21 protein-coding genes are annotated in these 20,578 nt (G+C 41.2%); 13 read left to right on the forward strand and 8 right to left on the reverse strand.

All coding sequences use genetic code 11. The annotated features are described in order from the left end of the window. Positions 1-22: 22 nt before the first annotated feature. Positions 23-736 (reverse strand): tetratricopeptide repeat protein, encoded by a 714-nt coding sequence (locus LV83_RS02680; protein ID WP_111609969.1) that lies wholly within the window; start codon positions 734-736, stop codon positions 23-25. A 114-nt stretch (positions 737-850) separates the two neighbouring features. Further along, the gene (pdhA, locus tag LV83_RS02685) at positions 851-1,870 is read right to left on the reverse strand and encodes a pyruvate dehydrogenase (acetyl-transferring) E1 component subunit alpha (protein ID WP_111609970.1); all 1,020 of its coding nucleotides are present in this window, start codon (positions 1,868-1,870) and stop codon (positions 851-853) included. Positions 1,871-1,962: 92 nt separating this feature from the next. On the opposite strand from pdhA, the gene recF reads away from it, so the two are divergent. Then, positions 1,963-3,066 (forward strand): DNA replication/repair protein RecF, encoded by a 1,104-nt coding sequence (recF, locus tag LV83_RS02690; protein WP_111609971.1) that lies wholly within the window; start codon positions 1,963-1,965, stop codon positions 3,064-3,066. 31 nt (positions 3,067-3,097) lie between these two features. Here the strand turns inward: recF and LV83_RS02695 are convergent, their stop codons facing one another. Next, positions 3,098-4,003, reverse strand: coding sequence for a nucleotidyltransferase family protein (locus tag LV83_RS02695; RefSeq protein ID WP_111609972.1), 906 nt, complete (start codon positions 4,001-4,003; stop codon positions 3,098-3,100). A gap of 277 nt (positions 4,004-4,280) precedes the next feature. Here LV83_RS02695 and LV83_RS02700 point away from each other — a divergent pair, with 277 nt between their 5' ends. The 7 genes from LV83_RS02700 (at position 4,281) to LV83_RS02735 (ending at position 10,842) form a co-directional block, all read left to right on the forward strand. Further along, positions 4,281-4,619 carry a P-II family nitrogen regulator gene (locus LV83_RS02700; protein WP_111610111.1) on the forward strand — a complete coding sequence of 113 codons (339 nt, stop codon included), beginning with the start codon at positions 4,281-4,283 and terminating at the stop codon, positions 4,617-4,619. Positions 4,620-4,654: 35 nt separating this feature from the next. Then, positions 4,655-5,884, forward strand: a complete 1,230-nt coding sequence (locus tag LV83_RS02705; protein ID WP_111609973.1) for an ammonium transporter — start codon at positions 4,655-4,657, stop codon at positions 5,882-5,884. A gap of 365 nt (positions 5,885-6,249) precedes the next feature. Then, positions 6,250-7,698: a BatD family protein gene (locus tag LV83_RS02715; protein WP_111609975.1), complete on the forward strand. Its 1,449-nt coding sequence runs from the start codon at positions 6,250-6,252 to the stop codon at positions 7,696-7,698. After that, on the forward strand, positions 7,698-8,783 hold the full coding sequence (aroC, locus tag LV83_RS02720) for a chorismate synthase (RefSeq protein ID WP_111609976.1): 1,086 nt from the start codon (positions 7,698-7,700) through the stop codon (positions 8,781-8,783). Before LV83_RS02715 ends, aroC begins: the two co-directional genes overlap by 1 nt. A 10-nt stretch (positions 8,784-8,793) precedes the next feature. Continuing rightward, a complete protein-coding gene (locus LV83_RS02725) occupies positions 8,794-10,122 on the forward strand; it encodes a dicarboxylate/amino acid:cation symporter (protein WP_111609977.1) in 1,329 nt (442 codons plus the stop codon). 178 nt (positions 10,123-10,300) lie between these two features. Then, the gene (locus LV83_RS02730; RefSeq protein ID WP_111609978.1) at positions 10,301-10,510 is read left to right on the forward strand and encodes a DUF2683 family protein; all 210 of its coding nucleotides are present in this window, start codon (positions 10,301-10,303) and stop codon (positions 10,508-10,510) included. Positions 10,511-10,512: 2 nt separating this feature from the next. Beyond that, positions 10,513-10,842 carry a type II toxin-antitoxin system RelE/ParE family toxin gene (locus LV83_RS02735; protein ID WP_111609979.1) on the forward strand — a complete coding sequence of 110 codons (330 nt, stop codon included), beginning with the start codon at positions 10,513-10,515 and terminating at the stop codon, positions 10,840-10,842. Between the two features lie 71 nt (positions 10,843-10,913). On the opposite strand, the gene fumC is transcribed toward LV83_RS02735, so the two are convergent. The 4 genes from fumC to mazG all read right to left on the reverse strand — a co-directional run bounded on the left by fumC (position 10,914) and on the right by mazG (position 14,148). Continuing rightward, positions 10,914-12,314, reverse strand: coding sequence for a class II fumarate hydratase (gene fumC, locus LV83_RS02740; RefSeq protein ID WP_111610112.1), 1,401 nt, complete (start codon positions 12,312-12,314; stop codon positions 10,914-10,916). 75 nt (positions 12,315-12,389) lie between these two features. Next, positions 12,390-12,875 carry a hypothetical protein gene (locus tag LV83_RS02745; RefSeq protein ID WP_111609980.1) on the reverse strand — a complete coding sequence of 162 codons (486 nt, stop codon included), beginning with the start codon at positions 12,873-12,875 and terminating at the stop codon, positions 12,390-12,392. A gap of 6 nt (positions 12,876-12,881) precedes the next feature. After that, a complete protein-coding gene (locus tag LV83_RS02750; protein WP_111609981.1) occupies positions 12,882-13,262 on the reverse strand; it encodes a RidA family protein in 381 nt (126 codons plus the stop codon). Positions 13,263-13,347: 85 nt separating this feature from the next. Next, complete coding sequence (gene mazG / locus LV83_RS02755) at positions 13,348-14,148, reverse strand: nucleoside triphosphate pyrophosphohydrolase (RefSeq protein WP_111609982.1); 801 nt, start codon at positions 14,146-14,148, stop codon at positions 13,348-13,350. Positions 14,149-14,220: 72 nt separating this feature from the next. On the opposite strand from mazG, the gene LV83_RS02760 reads away from it, so the two are divergent. The 3 genes from LV83_RS02760 to LV83_RS02770 are packed head-to-tail and all read left to right on the forward strand — an operon-like array spanning position 14,221 to position 17,089. Next, positions 14,221-14,451 carry a hypothetical protein gene (locus tag LV83_RS02760; protein WP_111609983.1) on the forward strand — a complete coding sequence of 77 codons (231 nt, stop codon included), beginning with the start codon at positions 14,221-14,223 and terminating at the stop codon, positions 14,449-14,451. 58 nt (positions 14,452-14,509) lie between these two features. Further along, positions 14,510-15,904, forward strand: a complete 1,395-nt coding sequence (gene glmM / locus LV83_RS02765; protein WP_111609984.1) for a phosphoglucosamine mutase — start codon at positions 14,510-14,512, stop codon at positions 15,902-15,904. Positions 15,905-15,946: 42 nt separating this feature from the next. Further along, positions 15,947-17,089, forward strand: a complete 1,143-nt coding sequence (locus LV83_RS02770) for a cysteine desulfurase family protein (protein ID WP_111609985.1) — start codon at positions 15,947-15,949, stop codon at positions 17,087-17,089. A 71-nt stretch (positions 17,090-17,160) separates the two neighbouring features. Here the strand turns inward: LV83_RS02770 and LV83_RS02775 are convergent, their stop codons facing one another. Further along, positions 17,161-17,904, reverse strand: coding sequence for a hypothetical protein (locus LV83_RS02775; RefSeq protein WP_111609986.1), 744 nt, complete (start codon positions 17,902-17,904; stop codon positions 17,161-17,163). 109 nt (positions 17,905-18,013) lie between these two features. Here LV83_RS02775 and LV83_RS02780 point away from each other — a divergent pair, with 109 nt between their 5' ends. Continuing rightward, positions 18,014-18,346: a Rieske (2Fe-2S) protein gene (locus LV83_RS02780; RefSeq protein ID WP_111609987.1), complete on the forward strand. Its 333-nt coding sequence runs from the start codon at positions 18,014-18,016 to the stop codon at positions 18,344-18,346. A 108-nt stretch (positions 18,347-18,454) separates the two neighbouring features. Continuing rightward, the gene (locus tag LV83_RS02785) at positions 18,455-20,572 is read left to right on the forward strand and encodes an outer membrane protein assembly factor BamB family protein (protein WP_111609988.1); all 2,118 of its coding nucleotides are present in this window, start codon (positions 18,455-18,457) and stop codon (positions 20,570-20,572) included. The last annotated feature ends 6 nt before the right edge of the window (positions 20,573-20,578 follow it).

A 20,578-nucleotide genomic window follows, 5' to 3' on the forward strand; every position in this document is an offset into this window, starting at 1 on the left:
CTAGTATGCTATAGGAAAAGCATTACTTAGAGGCAAGACCTTCTAAGCGAGCTTTATGTTTTCGTGCTGCAGAAAATTCGAATGATTCGAAATACTTTTCTTCGATCTCAGTGTAAGCTGCAATTGCTTCTGAAATATTACCTGCCTCTTCTTGAGCAATAGCAAGTTTGGTCAAATACTTTGGAGTGAAATACTTGTTTTCATCGTAGTCAGCAGCTTTCTTATAATTAGAAATAGCTGCATCTGTGTTGCCAAGCTCCATGTTTGCATCTCCGATTAGGGAATAAGCTTTTGCCTGTACCAAGAAATCATCAGCGGAGAATTGCTCCAATTCAGTGATTGCTTCCTCGTATTTTCTCTCAGAAAGATAGATAGATCCAATGTAGAAATGCGCAAGATTAGCCGCGTCAGTTCTTGGGTATTCTTCTACGATGTTAAGAAGGCCAGCATTGATTCCGTCACCATTCAAGGCTAGTTGAACACTGTCTTGCTCGTAGAAATATACCGCTTGGAACATTTCCTTTTGTGCTTCCTCATTTTGGTTTTGATTATTGATCTGGAAAAAAAGAATTCCTCCGATCAAAATCACTGCTGCGATTAATACGCCAGCTAGTACCTTACTATTCTGCTTTAAAAAAGCCTCACCTTTACCTAATCTCGATGCAATCTCAGAAGGATCTTCCAAAAGATCATTGTGCTGCTCAGGTTGTACTCTTTTAGTTTGTTTCGTTGCCATGCTACTCAAATTTCAGCCGCAAATATACGGTTTTTATATTTTCTACAAAGCCCAATAAAAAAGCCATGAAGGCTTTCTGTCTTCATGGCTTTTAAGACGTTACGTTTTTTAGATTTATTCCATTACAAATGGATAGTCTTCCTGGATGTAAACATCCTTGAAAGCATCCTGTCCGTCAGGCCAAGGGGATTCTTCAGCGAATTTCACCGCATCTGTTACCTTTTGTTTTACGCCTTTTACGATTTCTTCTATCTCCTCTTCGGTAAGAATATTATTTTCTTTGATCGTAGCAAGCACCTGCTCCATAGGATCACGTTGCTTGTATTCTTCTACTTCCTCCTTGGTTCTGTACTTCTGAGGGTCGGACATGGAGTGTCCTTTGTATCGGTAAGTTCGCATCTCCAGCAAAGTCGGGCCATCGCCTCTTCTTGCTCTTTCCGCAGCCTCAGCTACAGCTTCGTGTACCGCTTCTACATTCATTCCGTCCACTGCAAAAGAAGGCATGTCGTAAGATTCGCCCAAAGTAGAAAGGTCTTCTACATTCGAAGATCTCTTGACAGCAGTACCCATTGCATAGCCATTGTTTTCAATGACGAAAATCACTGGAGTCTTGTAAAGCATAGCCAAGTTCAATGCTTCGTGAAAAGCCCCTTGACGTACAGCACCATCTCCCATGTAGCAAATTGCCAGGTTTTTGGTGCCCTTATATTTTTCTGCGAAGCCCATTCCAAGACCCATAGGAATTTGTGCTCCTACGATTCCGTGACCTCCCATGAAGTTTTTCTCTTTATCGAAAATGTGCATAGAACCACCTTTTCCTTTGGTAGTACCAGTCGCTTTGCCAAAAAGCTCTGCCATCACAGCTCCTGGATCAGTACCCAATCCAAGTGGGTGAGCGTGACAACGATAAGCAGTGATCCACTTGTCGTCTTTGGTCAAAGCCGAAATGGCTCCCGAAGCGCAAGCTTCCTGACCTATATATAAATGACAGAATCCTCTGATTTTTTGCTGACCATAAAGTTGCCCAGCTTTTTCCTCGAACCTCCTCATTAAGAGCATGCTCTCGTACCAAAAGGTGTAGGTTTCCTTCGAATATTTTACTTTGGACTTCGTTGCTGCAGTTTTCTTTGCCATATCGTAATGATGAAAATATGCTAATTTTAGGTTCCAAATATAATCAACCCGCCCTAAATAACAGGCTCCCTTCGAAATAATTACCCAATCTCATGCACCTGAAGTCGCTCGAACTCTTACAATTCAAAAATCATGAGAAGACCCGACTCCAATTTTCCACTGAGATCAATTGTTTTGTGGGTTTGAATGGAAGCGGGAAAACTAACGTGCTGGATGGGATTCATTACCTGTCTTTGACCAAAAGCGCCGTGCAATCCAGCGATAGTCTGAATGTGCAGCATGACAAAGATTTTTTTGCGATCAAAGGGCAATTTGAACTTGCTGAAGAAAAGCAGCTGGAAGTGAGATGTACGGTGGAGTTGGGAAAAAAGAAGCAGCTCTACCAAAATGGAAAGGCACTTGCCAAAACTTCCGAGCATGTTGGACTGATTCCTTTAGTCTTAATAGCTCCCGACGATACGGAACTGATTAAAGGAGGGAGCGATGGTCGTAGAAAGTTTTTTGACGGATTGATTTCTCAGCTTGATCATGCCTATTTAGATCAATTGATCCGTTACCATCACTTTTTGAAACAGCGAAATGCCTTGCTGAAGAAGTTCGCGGAAACTGGCAGACGTGATTTGACCCTTTTGGATAATTACGATTTGGAATTAATCGAACTAAGTGTTGTCCTTGCCGCCAGAAGAAATGAGCTTCTGAAAGAAATGGCTCCCTTATTACAAAGTCATTATTCGGAGATTTCTCAAGGCCAGGAACTAGTGAGTGTGATCTATGAAACCGAAGCTTTGCGTGAAGACTTTACCGCCTATTTTAAAAGCCTTCGAAAAAAAGATCTGATCACTAAAAACAGCAATGCAGGGATTCACAAAGATGATTTTGGCTTTATGATAGGCGAGCATCCGATTCGGAAGATTGGAAGCCAGGGACAGCAGAAGTCCTATATCATTGCACTGAAGCTGGCTCAGTTTCAGATTTTTGAAAGAGAGAAGGGCGAAAAGCCAATTCTATTGCTGGACGATATTTTTGATAAGCTAGATGATCTGAGAATTGCTCAAATGATGCAGCTAATTTCGCAACATACCTTTGGGCAGATATTTTTGACGGATGCGAGGCCGGAGAGGTCAAAGAAGATACTTTCAAAGTTGGATTCCGAAGTTTCTTATTTTTCGTTGATTGATGGTGTTGTCAATACATAGACATAAAAAAAGGAGCCGAAGCTCCTTTATTTCATTTCCATAGCTCAGCTGGATATTCTCCAGCATCATGTAGTTTTTTCAGTGAATCGATCACCACAGGTTTATCCTCTGTGTAGGTGACCCCAAACCATACTTTACCACCTTCCAGGATATCAAATGCTGCTTCATCAGCTTTGATCAGGTTGTTGGCAACAGTTGGGATGTAGAATTCTGACTTTAGATTTTCGAGGTTTGCAGGTAGAAATTCATTCCACATTTTCTCGATGTCAGCAAAAACATCTTGATGGAAGCCCCAGAAGTTCATGCTTACTGGTGTTCCTTCAGCGATTTCCAAAACTTCGTCTTCTCCTTTACTTAGGATTTTTCCGTTTTCACTAGCAATGGAAGTTCTTTCTACCATTCCTATAAGATGACCTTTTGCATTGGTTTCACAGACGCCACGACTAACTGTACCATTTTCAGAAAGTACATTCTGAACCGCATAGCCAACCATTGCATGAAGGTCAGGCTTTACCTCAGTGGTTAGAAACTTACCTATGGCTTCAAAAGCTTCTTTTCCATAAAAGTCATCTGCATTGATCACTGCAAATGGTTCTTTGATCGCATCCTTCGCACAGAGTACTGCATGTGCAGTACCGAAGGGTTTCTTACGATCCGCTTGTTTCAGTTCTGCTGGTACAAAGCTGTCAAGTGATTGGATTACAAAATCCACTTCGATTTTTCCTTTGAGTTTTGGAAGGAATTTTTCCTTTGCTACCTCAAGAATTTCTTCCCGGACGATGAAAACGACCTTGCCAAAACCAGCCCTGATCGCATCGAAAATAGAATATTCAAGGATAGTCTCTCCGTTAGGGCCAAATCCATCGATTTGTTTATTTCCGCCATATCGGCTTCCCATTCCTGCTGCGAGTAATAAAAGTGTTGGTTTCTGGTTCATAGTAGGTTTTGTAAATCGAAGGCAAAAATAAGTTTTTATGTCAGGAGGGCAAGGGAACTTTGCTCTTTCACCAAACGCCAATGGTTTTTATTTAAACTTGAAACTGATAAATGGATAAATTTTAATTCAGAAATAGGGTTTCAGATTATCCATAATTGGAGAATAGTGTGTTTAGATTTTTAGAATTGGGTAAAATTTCACCCGGAATATGAATTAATTTAATTTTCTGTTTAGTTTTATGCCATTAATTCAAAAAACCATTAAACCCATTGAAAAAATGAAAAAAATTGAAGCGATTATCAGGACTTCCCGCTTTGATCAGATCCACTCCTGTGTGGCTGCTCTCGGAGTGAAGTTTCTCACCTTTTATGAGGTGAAAGGTATGGGCTTGGAGCATGCCAGGCTTGAGATGTACAGAGGAGTTCCTTATGAACCAGCGTACATTCCTAGAACTAAAATAGAGATAGTTACAGTAGAAGAATTGGTGGAGCCTGTGATCAACTGCATTCTAAAAGAAGGTAAGACGGGTCAGGTAGGTGATGGGAAAATCTTTGTCTATGACGTATTGGAAGCCTATCGTGTCAGAAATACAGACACTGGCGAGCAGGCACTTTAATTAAAATCAATCATCCACCGAACCTATTTTATCACATGCAAGAATTATTTACCGTAAATAACTTATGGATGATGATCGCCACTACCATGGTATTCATCATGCACTTGGGCTTTGCCAGCTTGGAAGCTGGGCTTACACGCTCAAAAAATACCGTTAACATCCTATTCAAGAATACCATAATCCCTGCAATTGGGCTTTTGACTTACGCCTTCGTCGGCTTTAATTTGATGTACCCAGGAGCAGAATATGCTGGTTCCTTTTTTGGATTTGCAGGTTTTGGACTCACTCTTCCAGAAGGCTGGGATACTAGTGAGTACAATGCAGGCTATACCTTCTTTACAGATTTTATTTTCCAGGCTATGTTTGCAGCAACTGCCGCAACGATTGTATCTGGAGCAGTGGCTGAGCGGGTAAAGCTTGGGCCATTTATCTTTTTCTCCTTCTTATATGTAGGGATTTGCTATCCTATCGTAGGGATGTGGAAATGGGGTGGTGGATTCCTGAATACATTGGAAACACCGTTCTATGATTTTGCAGGTTCTACCATCGTACACTCTGTAGGTGGATGGGGAGCATTGATCGGGGCTGCACTTTTAGGTCCTAGAATTGGAAAATATACTTCCAGAGGAATGACGGCAATTCCTGGTCATAATATTCCTTTGGCTACACTAGGCGTGTTCTTGTTGTGGTTCGGATGGTTTGGATTCAACGGCGGTTCTGTACTTAGCGCCGATCCAGGTTTAGTGTCTAAAGTATTTGTTACTACCTCCATGGCTGCAGCAGCAGGAGCTTTCGGAGCATTGATCGTTTCCTATTTAATGTTCAAAACCTACGATATCACGATGGTATTGAATGGTATTTTGGCTGGTCTAGTAGGTATCACCGCTGGAGCTGATCAGATGGGAGTTAACTCTTCAATTATCATTGGTCTAGTTGGCGGAGGATTGATCGTTTTAGCCGTTGTTTTCTTTGACAAAATCAAAGTGGATGATCCAGTTGGAGCCATTTCAGTTCACCTAGTTGGTGGTATCTGGGGTACTTTGGCGGTCGGTATCTTCGGAGATTTGGCTGGTATTGGCCAGTTTATTTCACAGTTAATAGGAGTGGTCGCTGTTGGAGTGTTTTGTGTGATTTTCGCTGGGGTGATATTCTTTGTGTTGAAAAAGACTATTGGAATCAGAGTAGATGAAGCAGAAGAAACCGAAGGTTTGGATATCAATGAGCACAGTATGCGTGCGTATCCGGATTTTGCTACAAAAGATTAAAAAATACCAACTACCATACATGAAAAAGCCCCTTCCAGAGATTTGGTTGGGGCTTTTAAGTTATAATGCGGGTTCGAAATATCTATTCAAGATTACCTGATGTATTTTGCCAAACATCAGATAACACCAGTCTTTGAATTCCTGAATATCTGACGGAGAGATTAACCTTAGTCCTTTTCTCAGCTCACGTTCAAATAAATATTTTGAAAAGCTGACCTTTTGTAAGATAGTCTTTACATATTCGATCATAGTCTTCTAAAGAGTTTAGGTTTTTAACTGATTTTAAGTTTCAATACGAAGGCATTTCTATAGATGTTGCGTTATTTTAGAAATCAAAGAGTAGAATATTCCCTATTTTCGCAATCATGATTAAAACGCTTGCCCGAATCATTTTCGTATGTTGCCTTTTTCTGTTTACAGGAACGGCTATGGCTCAGGATGTTCAAATAGAGCTTGGGCCTGGTGAGATCGGTTTGAATGAAACGTTCACCATTAAAGTAACCCTCAGCAACGAAAAAATCAAATCCTACGATCAGTTTCCTGAGATACCCAGTTTCCAAAAACAAGGAATTTCTCAATCCTCCTCGATGAACCTCATCAACGGTCAGATGAGCAGCTCTAATAGCATCATTCAGTATTATAAGCCGAGCAGGAAAGGAGATTTTACTTTACCGTCTTTTGAGCTTTCCATTAATGGGCAAGCTTATCCCTCAGCGGGAAAAAGAATAACAGTAGTTGACCCAGTGAGTACTAGCAGTGGACGAAATCAAGCTTCAGATCCCTTTGCTGATTTTTTTGGGAGATCTGCAGTGGAAGATCCTGAATATGTGGAGGTAGAAGATGACGCATTCTTCTCTGTCTCTGTAGATAAAGAGGAAGTCTATCAGGGAGAAGGGGTCAATATCAGCTTGGCTTTTTATATGTCTGAGGCTAATCAGGCTGCATTTAGTTTTCATGAAGCCGGCAGACAGTTGGATGATATTTTGAAGAAAATAAAACCTACAAATGCATGGGAGGAAAATTTCAACATTAGCAATATTGATCGGGAGCAGGTGACCATCAATGGAAAAAGATGGACAAAGTTTAAGGTATATGAGGCGACATTTTTCCCATTTTCCGAAGGAGAATTAGTGATCCCGAGAATTCCTTGGGAAATGATCAAATATAAAATCGCTAAGAATCCCACCTTCTTTGGAGCGAACAGGCAGGAGGATTTTAAGACTTTTTATTCGAACCCAAAAACTATAAAAGTGAAGCCTCTTCCTCCACACCCACTTAAAAATGAGGTGAGCGTGGGGCAATTTCAGCTTAGAGAAAATATCAAAAATATAGAAGTAGAGACTGGTCAGGGATTTGACTATAATTTCGGCATCAGTGGAGTGGGAAATATCAATGCAATCTCTGCTCCTAAGAGGATTCCAATGGCTAATCTGAATACCTATGACCCTAATGTCCGCCAACAGATAAATAGAGGATACGGGCGGGTTTCAGGGATCAAAGAATTCAATTATTATATCACGATCAACGAGGCAGGAGAGGTAGATCTTTCGAAGAATTTCGAATGGGTTTATTTTGATTCCGAACGTGCTGTTTATGATACCTTAAGGCCTGAAGCTAAAATTACAGTTGTGGGAGAAAGTAAAGCAAATCAGGCGATTTCCAGCCAAAGATTAGGTGGACTTTACGACCGGATTTCTACGGAAGACAATCGGTTTTTAAACGAGAAATATAAATACTATTTTACAATCGCAATCAACGTGTTGCTGCTGATCTCAGTAGCTTTATTGGCTGTATTGATAATTAGAAAGAGATAATGGGCAATTCATTTGGAAAGCTATTCAAGATCACCACCTATGGTGAATCACATGGTTTAGCTTTAGGGGTAATCATTGAAGGATGCCCTGCAGGACTAAAAATAGACGAGGCAAAGCTTATTGCAGAGATGCAGCGCAGGAAACCTGGACAGTCCAAAATCACCACTCAGCGTAAGGAAGAAGACGAATTTGAGATTAAATCAGGAGTATTTGAAGGAGTAACTACTGGTACTCCTATTGGAATCGTGATCAATAACTCAGATCAAAAGAGTAAAGACTATTCCCATATTTCGGATAAATTTCGTCCATCACACGCTGATTTTACCTATTTCGAGAAATATGGATTACGGGATTATCGTGGAGGAGGGAGAAGTTCTGCTAGGGAAACTGCTGCCCGTGTTGTTGCTGGGGCTTTGGCAAAGCAACTTTTGGAAACCAAAGGGATCAGTGTGCAAGCATTTGTGTCGCAGGTTGGTGAATTGAAACTGGACAAAAGTTATACTGAATTAGATCTCAGCAAAGCTGAAGAAAATATCCTGAGATGCCCTGACCCAGAAAAGGCAGAGGAAATGATTGAGCTGATTGATTCTGTTAGAAAGGATCGTGATACCATTGGGGGAGTAGTGACTTGCGTGATCAAGAATACGCCTGCTGGAATCGGAGAGCCGGTATTTGATCGATTGCATGCCGAGTTAGGTAAAGCAATGCTAAGTATCAATGCGGTGAAAGGCTTTGAATATGGAAGCGGTTTTGAAGGTGTGAAAATGAGAGGCTCCAAGCACAATGATACTTTTGTCCAAGAAGGAGATAAAGTACGTACGCTGACTAACCATTCTGGAGGAATTCAAGGTGGAATATCCAACGGAGAAGACATTTATTTCAATGTGGCTTTCAAGCCGGTAGCCACTATTATGATGGATCAGGATTCGGTAAATGAAGCTGGTGAAAATGTAGTAGTGTCAGGGAAAGGACGTCATGACCCATGCGTGGTACCTAGAGCTGTACCGATTGTGGAAGCAATGGCCGCATTGGTCATAGCTGATTATATTTTGTTGTCAAAAAGTAATAAACTGCAGGACTTCTAAACCCATCTATATGCTTAAAAAGATACCCTTACATACCCAAATTATCATCGGACTTGTTCTGGGGTTGATTTTCGGTTTAGTGGTCATTAAGACTTCAATCCCCAATTCGTTTACTATAGATTACATTAAGCCATTTGGGACGATTTTTATCAATGCCCTTAAAATGATTGCCGTGCCTTTGGTATTGGCATCTTTGATTGTTGGGGTTTCTAATTTAGGAGACGTTTCCAAATTGAGCAGGATTGGAGGAAAAACGATTGGTACTTATTTAGTTACCACTGTTTTGGCAGTTTCGATAGGATTGTTGCTTGTAAATGTATTCAAACCAGGAAAAAGCTTGCCTCCAGAAACGAGGGAGAATTTGATGAGTTTGTATGAAGGCGATGCGGGATCGAGACTGGGTCAGGCTGAGGAATTGCAAAAACAAAGCCCTTTACAGCCTTTAGTGGATATTGTACCTGACAATGTGTTTAGAGCTACCACAGATAATGCTGCCATGCTACAGGTGGTATTCTTCGCGATTCTAATTGGTATCGCACTATTACAGGTCCAAAAGAGTAAGGCTGCGCCTGTGGTTGCGTTTTTTGATGGCCTTAATGATGTCATAATTCAGATAGTAAATTACATCATGATGATAGCTCCTATCGGGGTTTTTGCGCTGATGGCATCATTGATTGTAGAGATTGCAGGTGAAAATCCAGATTCAGCCGTTGAGCTTTTGATGGCTTTATTAAAGTATAGCCTAGTTGTTTTGGGAGGTTTGTTTACCATGATTTTGATCGTGTATCCGGCGATTTTGATGGCTTTTACCAAGGTGAAATACAAGGATTTTTTCAAAGCTATTAGACCAGCTCAATTGCTGGCGTTCTCCACTAGTTCCAGTTCAGCTACGCTTCCTGTGACCATGAAGCAAGTGGAGGAAGAATTGGGAGTTTCTGAGGAGATTTCCAGTTTTGTTTTGCCTTTGGGAGCTACAGTGAACATGGATGGAACCAGCCTCTACCAAGGAGTTGCAGCGGTGTTTATCGCTCAGGCACTGGGCATGGACTTGAGCTTGACGCAGCAATTAATGATTGTTTTGACAGCTACCTTAGCTTCTATTGGCTCTGCCGGAGTTCCTGGGGCAGGATTGATTATGTTGATAATTGTGCTAGAATCGATTGGGGTTCCTGCTGCAGGGATCGCATTGATTATCGCTCCGGATAGAATTTTGGATATGTTCAGAACAGTGGTGAATGTCACTGGGGATGCGACAGTTTGTACAATTGTAGCAAGTACAGAAGGTGAATTGCCAGATGGATTGATCAGAAAGTCAAATCCGTTGACACCTAACGAATAAATATTACTAGCACAAAAAAGGCTCCGTCATATAAAATGACGGAGCCTTTTTTGGTTTTACCAAATTCTCTCTTAGCTAAATTTACTATACAATTATACAAAGCAAACGTCTTCATTGAATATTCGTTGAATGTGAAGAAGTAGTCATCCAATACATAAATTTTATTTAACTTAACACCATGGAAACCATTGTAATAGAAGTGGAAAATAGCGAACGATCCAAGGAAATCAAGTCAGCTTTAAAGGCATTGAATGTGAAATTTATTACATCAGAAGGAGTCGAAGATTCGAAGGAAATTGCAGAAAGTGTAGTTCAGGGCTATAAAGAAATGCTTGATGTAAAATCAGGAAAATTGAAAGCTAAAAATGCTAGAGATATAATTAACTGATTGTGACCTATAAAGTCAAATCTGTTCCTGAATTTGAGAAGGAGCTTAAAAAGCTACTTAAGAAATATCATTCCCTACGATCAGAATATATAAGGCTCATCGAAAAACTTGAAACTAATCCTTCCGAAGGAACTCTACTTTTTAAAAACTGCTATAAAATTCGATTGTCAATAGCTTCAAAAGGAAAAGGTAAATCAGGGGGAGCCAGGGTAATAACCAATTTTGCTATTTCTGATGATATGGTTTATTTACTTTCTATCTATGATAAATCCGATCAAGAGAATATTACAGATTCCTATATAAAATCTTTACTTAAAGACCTTGATCAATGAATTTTAGATCATAAAAAATGGTCCCGACATCGCTGACGGGACCATTTTTACTTTTGCAGCTAAGCTTAATACTACTTCAAGCTTCCAGTCATCTCTTCTGGTTTTACCCATTCAGTGAATTGCTCAGAAGTCAATAAATTAAGTGCAATCGCTGCTTCTCTTAAGCTTGTACCTTCTTTATGTGCTTTCTTGGCGATAGCTGCTGCATTTTCATAGCCGATGTGCGGATTCAAAGCAGTTACCAACATTAAGGAATTCTCCAAATGTCTTTGGATCATTGGGGTATTTGGCTCAATGCCTACTGCACAGTTATCATTGAAAGAAATGCATGCATCCCCGATTAAGCGGGCAGATTGAAGGAAATTCGTCGCGATTAAGGGTTTGAACACATTCAGTTCAAAATGACCAGTAGAACCACCAATGGAAATGGCGACGTCATTCCCCATTACCTGAGCAGCTACCATGGTGATAGCCTCCACTTGAGTTGGGTTTACTTTGCCTGGCATGATAGAAGATCCTGGTTCATTTTCAGGAATTAAAATCTCCCCGATTCCAGACCTTGGACCTGAGGAAAGCATTCTCACATCATTGGCGATTTTCATCAGAGAAACTGCCAATTGCTTCAACGCTCCATGAGTTTCAACCATAGCATCGTGCGCTGCAAGTGCTTCAAATTTGTTCTCCGCAGTCACAAATGGCTGACCTGAAAGCTCAGCGATTTTCTTTGCTACTAATTCAGAGTACCCTTTTGGAGTATTTAGTCCAGTTCCTACTGCAGTTCCTCCCAATGCTAATTCAGAAAGGTGAGATAAGGTATTTCTTAATGCTTTTAATCCATGATTTAGCTGAGCTACATAACCACTAAACTCTTGACCTAAAGTGAGAGGAGTCGCATCCATGAAGTGAGTTCTTCCGATTTTCACTACATCCTTAAATGCTTCCGCTTTTTCTGCAAGCGTATCTCTCAATTTCTCTACTCCTGGAATCGTAGTCTCCATCACCATTTTGTATGCAGCAATGTGCATGGCTGTGGGATAGGTATCATTGGACGACTGTGATTTATTTACATCGTCATTGGGATGGATTTTCTTTTTGGCATCTTCCAAAGAACCTCCTAGAAGTACGTGCGCTCTGTAGGCAATTACCTCATTTGAGTTCATGTTTGATTGCGTGCCTGAGCCAGTTTGCCATACGACCAGCGGGAACTGATCGTCATGCTTTCCTTCCAGAATTTCATCACATACTTTACCGATGATATCAGCTTTGTCCTGATCCAAAACGCCAAGTTCCGCATTTGTTTGCGCAGCTGCTTTTTTTAAAATCGCAAAGGCGTGGGTGATCTCAAGAGGCATGCGGTTTTTTTCGCCGCCGATTTTGAAGTTGTTAATAGATCTTTGGGTCTGCGCGCCCCAGTATTTGTCAGCAGGTACCTCTACAGGTCCCATGGTGTCTTTTTCTATGCGGATGCTCATATTGTATGTTTTATTAATTCTTTTTTGCGGCTCTAAATTACGCCCAAAAGCCATTTATCCCTAAAAATAGAAGGGTTAATCCTTCATTTGGAAGTTGATCAGCCGGTGAAAAACTTTCCGTGAAGCCTTCACTTGTCTATTGAAGAAATACATTGCAATGATGTAATTCACCAAGCTGAGGATAAAACAAAGGGTGGCATACGTATAATTTGGTATGATAAAAGAGTAAAATGCGGTGAATGCAAGTAAAATGATTGACCAAAAACCTAAGAAAAATAGTGCCCCAGGAAACAGTCGATAGTCAATGAATATGATACTACCTCGGGGAGTGGCCTCTACTTTGCCCAAAATTAGCGGGAGAAATGTATCAGCTCTGTCGACGACTTTTGATATTCTAAAACCTTTTTGGCCCACAATGCCATTGAAGAGAATATCTCCCTTGGCTCTAGTTCTTTGATCTAAGTAATTGACTTCCTTGGTCACACGATTTAAATGACCTAGCACCTCTTCCTTGGAAAGAGCGCTGACTAAGGTTTCGCTATCGTATGGGAGCAGGTTCAAAAATGGCTATTTAAAGGCTATACAGGAGATTTCCACATTCACATTTTTAGGAAGCTTACTTACTTCTACTGTTTCCCGAGCCGGTGGGTTCGATTTGAAGTACTGTCCATAGGCTTCATTGATTGTGCCAAACTCATCCATGTTTTTGATGAAAATACTGCATTTGACGATGTCGGCGAAGGTGAAATCTGCTGCACGAAGCACTGCTTCCAGGTTTTTCATCACAGCGTGAGTCTCTTCCGTTATGTTCTCATTGATAAGTTCTCCAGTCTCGGCATCCAAAGCAATTTGACCTGATACATAAAGTGTATTTCCTGCCAATACAGCTTGAGAATAGGGTCCAATTGGTGCTGGAGCTTCTTTTGTAAATATGATTTTGTTTGACATGTTTAATTACTAGTTATGGAACTCAAATTTTAAACTCTATTTTTTCCTTGACTGCGACTGCGACTGCGACTGCGACTGCGACTGACTACTTTCTCTTCGCTTCATTCCAATACACATCCATCTCAGCCAAAGTCATCTCACTAAGTTTTTTGCCTGAATCCTTTGCTGCTTCCTCCAAATATTGAAACCGCTTAATGAATTTTTTGTTGGTTCGTTCCAAAGCTTCCTCAGGATTGATGTCTATAAAGCGGGCATAATTAATCAGGGAAAACATTAAATCGCCAAACTCCCCACTTGCTTTCTCACGATCGATTTCCTTTTCGTCCGCTACATTGAATTCTTCTTTGAATTCCTGTATTTCCTCCTCTACTTTCTCCCAAACTTGGCTTTTTTCTTCCCAATCAAAACCAACTCCACGGGCTTTTTCCTGAATTCTCATGGCTTTTATCAGCGCAGGAAGTGATTTTGGAACTCCTCCAAGAACAGATTTATTTCCTTTTTCGGTCAGCTTTATTTTCTCCCAGTTTTGCTTCACAGCTTCTTCATCCTCTGCTTGGGTGTCTCCATAAATATGAGGATGACGACGGATTAGCTTTTCGCAAAGCGCATCAATCATCGTAGTCATATCGAAATTGCCTTCTTCCGATCCTATTCGTGCATAAAAGACGATGTGAAGGAGAATGTCTCCCAATTCTTTTTTGATTTCATCCGCATCTCCTTCGAGAATTGCATCCGAAAGCTCAAAAGTTTCCTCGATCGTCAAATGTCTGAGGCTTTCTGTCGTTTGTTTTTTATCCCAAGGGCATTGTTCCCTGAGTTCATCCATGATGGTAAGTAGTCTGTCAAAAGCTGCCAATTTCTCGGCTCGGGTACTCAAATTTGTCATGGGTGAGGAAACTATGCTAGGTTTGTGGACGTTTTCGAAGTAAAGCCTTAAATTTGCGCAAATTTATCCGTTATGACAACCGTATTTCTTACCCTTGGTTTCGTTGCTTTATTCTTCATTATGATGTCTGTAAGGCTAATATTCCTCAAAAACGGCGAATTCAAGGGCACTTGTGCCTCTCAAAGTCCCTTTCTCAATAAGGAAGGAGCAACCTGTGGATTCTGTGGAAAGACTATGGATGGTGATACCAGCTGTGGAAACCCCGACAATGAAGTGGATAAGGTCATGGCCAAATTCAAATAGAGATAATCCTGTCTGCTGACGGGATTTATTAGTTTTTAATCAAATCAAATTACCATACGTGTCACTAATTAAATCAATCTCTGGCATCAGAGGTACCATCGGAGGAAAGGCCGGCGATGGACTTACTCCCATAGATATAGTCAAATTTGCTTCTGCATATGGAGCTTGGGTACTTGAGAAAACAAATAACCCTAAGGTAATTATCGGTAGAGACGCACGTCTTTCCGGTGAGATGGTCTCTGGGTTAGTTTCGGCTACGCTCCAAGGAATGGGAATCAATGTGATCGATCTTGGTTTAAGTACCACTCCTACGGTAGAATTCGCTGTTCCTTTGGAAAAAGCCGGTGGAGGAATTATCCTGACTGCAAGCCATAATCCAGTGCAGTGGAATGCCCTGAAACTACTGAATGACAAAGGAGAGTTCATTTCAGACGAAGAAGGGAAAGACATTTTGGAGAAAGCCGAGAAAGAAGATTTTGCTTTCGCAGAAGTAAAAAAACTCGGCACCTATTCTCAAATCAATGATTACATCGAGCGCCATATTCAGCATGTATTAGACCTTGAGCTAGTAGATGTTGAGGCCATTAAAGCGAGAAATTTCAAAATAGTAGTTGATGCTGTGAATTCCACCGGAGGAATCGCTGTGCCAATGTTGCTAAGAGCCCTTGGTGTCACAGAAATAGAAGAAATGTACTGTACTCCTGATGGTCATTTCCCTCATAATCCAGAGCCACTTCCAGAGAATCTAAGAGATATTTCGAGCAAATTAGAGCGCGGAAGCTATGATTTGGGCATCGTTGTAGATCCTGATGTAGATCGTTTGGCATTCATCAATGAAGACGGATCTGCTTTCGGCGAAGAGTATACGCTTGTTGCAGTAGCAGATTATGTGCTTTCTAGGACTCCAGGAAATACTGTTTCGAACCTTAGCTCTACCCGAGCACTTCGCGATGTGACAGAAAAAAGAGGCGGAACTTACAATGCTTCAGCAGTTGGAGAAGTGAATGTAGTCAATCAAATGAAAGCTGTAAATGCAATCATTGGAGGTGAAGGTAATGGTGGTATCATCTATCCAACTTCTCATTATGGTCGTGATGCATTGGTGGGAATCGGGTTGTTTTTAACTCACTTAGCTAATTTTGGAAAGACCATTTCCAGACTCAGAGCTACTTATCCCAACTATCACATATCAAAAAATAAAATCGAACTCACTCCTGAGATTGATGTAGAAAAAATTTTGCTTGAGATCAAAAAGAAGTATAAAAGCCACCCAATCAACGATATAGACGGCGTTAAAATCGAATTTGAAAAGGAATGGGTACATTTGCGGAAGTCAAATACGGAGCCGATCATTCGGATTTACTCAGAGTCTGAATCAGAAGCAACCGCTGAGCATTTGGCCAAAAAGCTTATTGCTGATATCAAGGAAGTAGTGAATGCTTCAATGATTTGAGCTTAGCTCAATAGAAAGAATATACAACCCAATACGAGTACGATGAAAGTTTACTTAGACAATGCAGCTACCACTGCCATGGACGATCGAGTGATCGAAGCCATGATTCCTTTTATGAGAAATCATTACGGCAATCCTTCTTCTGTCCATAGTTTTGGAAGAGAAGTTAGGACTGCAATTGAGAGATCAAGGAAGAAGGTTGCTGAATTGTTAAATGTAACTCCTGCCGAAATTTTCTTTACCTCTGGTGGAACTGAAGCTGATAATACTGCGATTGTTTGTGGGATCGAAAGTCATGGAATTACTCATGCGATTACTTCCCCACTTGAGCATCATGCAGTCTTGCACACGTTGGAAATGTGTGAGAAAAAAGGACACATCAAACTGAGCAAACTGGATGTAAACGAGAAGGGGGAATTGGATATGAATCAGCTGGAGGACTTGCTGAAGGCCCACCCAAAAAGCTTGGTTTCTCTGATGCATGCAAATAATGAGATCGGGAATCTTAATGATTTGAACCGCATTGGATCACTTGCGAAAGAGCAGGGTGCGTTTTTCCATTCTGACACCGTGCAGACCATGGGACACTATGTACATGATCTAAAATCTCTTCCTGTGGATTCCATTGTAGCTGGAGGTCATAAATTTCATGGCCCAAAAGGTTCCGGGTTTCTTTATGTGAAAAAGGATAAGAAAATCCATCCATTGATCCACGGTGGAGCTCAAGAACGGAATATGCGTGGTGGAACTGAAAATGTGATAGGGATTATTGGAATAGCAAAAGCCTTGGAAATCGCCTATGAGGACATGGCTGAGCATCAGATCCATGTTGAGTCTATCAAAAAACATTTCATCCAAAGCCTTACTCAGGAAATTCCTGGAGTTGAATTCAATGGACTGTCTGGAGATTTGGATAAGAGTTTGTACACTGTACTAAGCGTAAGCTTACCTCCGTCTGAAGCCAACAGCGGAATGTTGCTATTCAATCTTGATCTGGAAGGAGTTTCTGCTTCTGGTGGGTCCGCTTGCAGTTCAGGGGCTACAGTTGGCTCGCATGTATTGAGAGCAATCAATCACACGCCAGAGCGAGATGCAGTTAGATTCTCCTTCAGCCGATTTAATACAATAGAGGAAGTAGATTATACAGTCGGAAAGTTGAAAGAACTCTACGCTGTAGAAGCATAAAAAATAGAAAAGGAGCTCACAAGGCTACTTTTTTTATTATTTCAGCTTTCAGCTTTTAGAATTTAAAATTCTTACTTCCCCTGATATCCAATCGCATAAGGAGTCCAAATCTCGTAAATTGGATTACCCGTTGAGCTTAGTCCACTGTGATGCCATTCACCATCGATTACTTCGTAGTTGAAATCTAAGTTAGCACCTACTCGAGAATCATCTCTGGAAAAGAATGTTATGCTTTCCACATATTTTCCGTCTTTGGCAGTGTAAGTTCCTCCGCCTGTGCCTGAAAATTCCTTGGTTTCCGAGTTGAAAGCTATCCATTGGAATCTACCTCCGCTGAGAATTTTCACAGTTCTTCTAGCTCCAGGCGTTGATCTGGAGATTTCCTCACCTCGTTTTCTTCCCGTAATCACCCAGTTTCCCGTTAGATCGTCTTCTGCATCCGACACTTTTTCCCAGATTTCTACGAGCATTTTCCCATTGATCTCTGAGGAGATGACCATCTTTTCATTGACCCAATCCAGCTTGTATTTATTTGTCTTTCCGACCTGAAATGGATCTAATGTGAAGAAATCTAAAGTCTCCATATATTTCCCGTCCTCATAAGAAAATGGTCCCCCTCCTGCACTGATAAAGTGATTATCAGCAACCTGTTTTGCTCCATATGCAAAATAATCATCTTGATAAATCTTGATATATTCTATATCGGTTACTTCTTGACCATCCTGATGGGTAAGTTTCCAAGCCCCCTCAAGGCTTTGTGCCTCGGCCAAATTGAAGAATAATAAGGCGGTAATAAAAAGTATAGTTGCTTTCATGGTTTTAACGGTTTTTATTCACCTATTAAATTCAACAAGATTCATCAGAAAACCAATGGTTTATTTATGTTAAGGTTTGATTTCCTTTTGAGTAGATAAATCCCGTCATATGAAAACATTCCTTTTGGGTAGTACGAAACGCCAAGTTTTGGAAATGATTCCTGAGTGTCGGATTCATAAAATTAACCTTGGTGATCAGGTCATCGCGTTGGTGCGATCCCAAGAAAATTTCCACGCATTTCAAGCTGATTGTCCGCATCGAGGAACTTCATTAGTAGAGGGTTCTTTATCAAGTGAACATGAGGTGATTTGTCCATCACACCAGTATAGATTTAATCTATTGACAGGTGAAGTAAAAGTTGGTTCTTGTGGGGATTTGGAGATTTATCCAACAGAATTAACGCAAGAAGGGTTGAAAGTTTTCATCTCTAATGATCAGTAGTGAAAACCAGTCTTCAAATTTTAAATTTGAAGATTTGATTTGGCTTTCGACAATTGATAATTTTCCATACGTTAAGATTTCATTTAACAACCCAACTCAACCTAATTCATGAAACCATTCTATAAGGTAGCCTTTGGATTTTTGATACTATTATCCGCATGCCAATCCAATAATACAGAAGTGGATTACACCGATTGGTCACACTATGGAGGTCCAGCCGATGGCTCGAGATATTCGTCTTTGACACAAATCACTAAAGAAAATGTTTCCCAACTTCAGGTTGCTTGGACGTACAATACAGGTGATGCAACAGAACGCTCCCAGATTCAATGCCAGCCGATTGTAGTAAATGGACTTCTTTACGGCTCTACTCCTACCTTAAATGTGTTTGCTGTAAATGCTGAAACCGGAGCTGAAGTATGGAGATTTGATCCATTTCAAATTCTTGGAGGAGAAAATTCTTGGGCAGGGACTAATCGTGGAGTGAGTTATTGGGAAGATGGAGATGACAAACGCATTCTTTTTGGGGCTGGAAATTGGCTGATGGCAGTGGATGCAGAGACTGGAGAACCCATTCCAAGTTTTGGAGACCAAGGCAAGGTTGATTTGAGAAAAGGTTTAGACACAGAGCGGGAGGATTTTCTGATAGTGGCAAATGCTCCAGGAGTAGTCTATGGAGATTTACTGATTATTGGAATGCGACTTTCCGAGGGTTTGGATGCCGCGCCAGGTCATATAAGGGCCTATAATATTCGCACAGGCAAGCGAGAATGGATTTTCCATACCATTCCGCAGGAAGGAGAATTTGGTTACGATACTTGGGATTCAAAAAGTATAAAGCAGATCGGTGGAGCAAATAATTGGGCTGGGATGACGTTGGATCAGGAGCGGGGAATTGTTTTTGTGCCAACAGGTTCGGCGACTTACGATTTTTGGGGAGGTTACCGCAAAGGAGATAATTTATTTGCGAATTCCCTGATTGCGCTGAATGCGAAAACTGGGGAACGGATCTGGCACTTTCAAGCTGTACATCATGACGTGTGGGACCGGGATTTTCCTGCTAATCCTAACTTAATTAGAATTCAAAAAGACGGAACGTGGATTGATGCAGTCGCTCAAATCTCTAAGCAAGGTATGACTTATGTCTTTGATCGGGAGACTGGCGAGCCGATTTGGCCAATTCCTGAAACGGCAACAACCCAATCTGTCATGCCTGGGGAATTTACTTCTCCGACCCAACCGATTCCTACATTTCCCGAGCCATTTATGAATATGGTTTTTGATGAATCCAGTATACTCAACCTGAAACCAGAATGGGAAGCTGATATTAGAAGTCAACTAGAAGGAGCGATTTATGGAGACACTTGGGCTCCTCCACATCCAGAAAAACCGATTGTTCTTTTCCCAGGAATGGATGGTGGTGGAGAATGGGGTGGAGCATCTTTTGATCCTACAACTCAGACTTTATATGTGAACGCCAATCAAATTCCTTGGGTAATCGGAATGACTCCAAATGCTGATTTTGAGAACATAGGTAAATCTGTTTACACTAATTTTTGTGGAAATTGCCATGGACTGGACAGGAAGGGAAACCCGCCGGCAATCCCGAGTTTACTTGAGTTAAAGGAAAAATATACCTATGATTCATTGGCACTTTTGCTTCAAAAAGGAAGGGGAGCGATGCCATCTTTTGCACATATTTCTGATGAAAACCGCAAAGTGCTTTTGCAATATCTCTTGGACAAAGCTCCTGCAGAAGGAGACAAGCAAGAAATGGAAGGAGTGCAATCACAGCTTTTTCCTCGCTACTATATGGACGGCTATAAAAAGCTGGTGACCAAAGAGGGACTCTATGGATCCAACCCGCCTTGGGGACTTTTGACCGCCATTGATATGAGTACTGGGAAGAAAAAGTGGCAAGTTCCGTTAGGAGAAATTGACTCTCTGAGTGCTCAGGGTTTTGCTCCTACAGGTACCGAAAACTATGGAGGTCCAGTGGTGACTGCAGGCGGAGTGTTATTTATCGCGGCGACAAAGGATGAGAAAATTCGTGCTTTCGATAAGGAGACCGGTGAAATTCTTTGGGAAGCCAAGCTTCCAGCTTCGGGGCATGCTACACCGGCAGTATACGAAATGAACGGAAAGCAATTTCTAGTAATCGCCTGTGGAGGGGGAAAAGGCACTAAAAGCGGAGATGCTTACCTGGCTTTTTCTTTGCCTCAATGATTTGAA

Source organism: Algoriphagus yeomjeoni, assembly GCF_003259505.1.
Lineage (GTDB): Bacteria > Bacteroidota > Bacteroidia > Cytophagales > Cyclobacteriaceae > Algoriphagus > Algoriphagus yeomjeoni.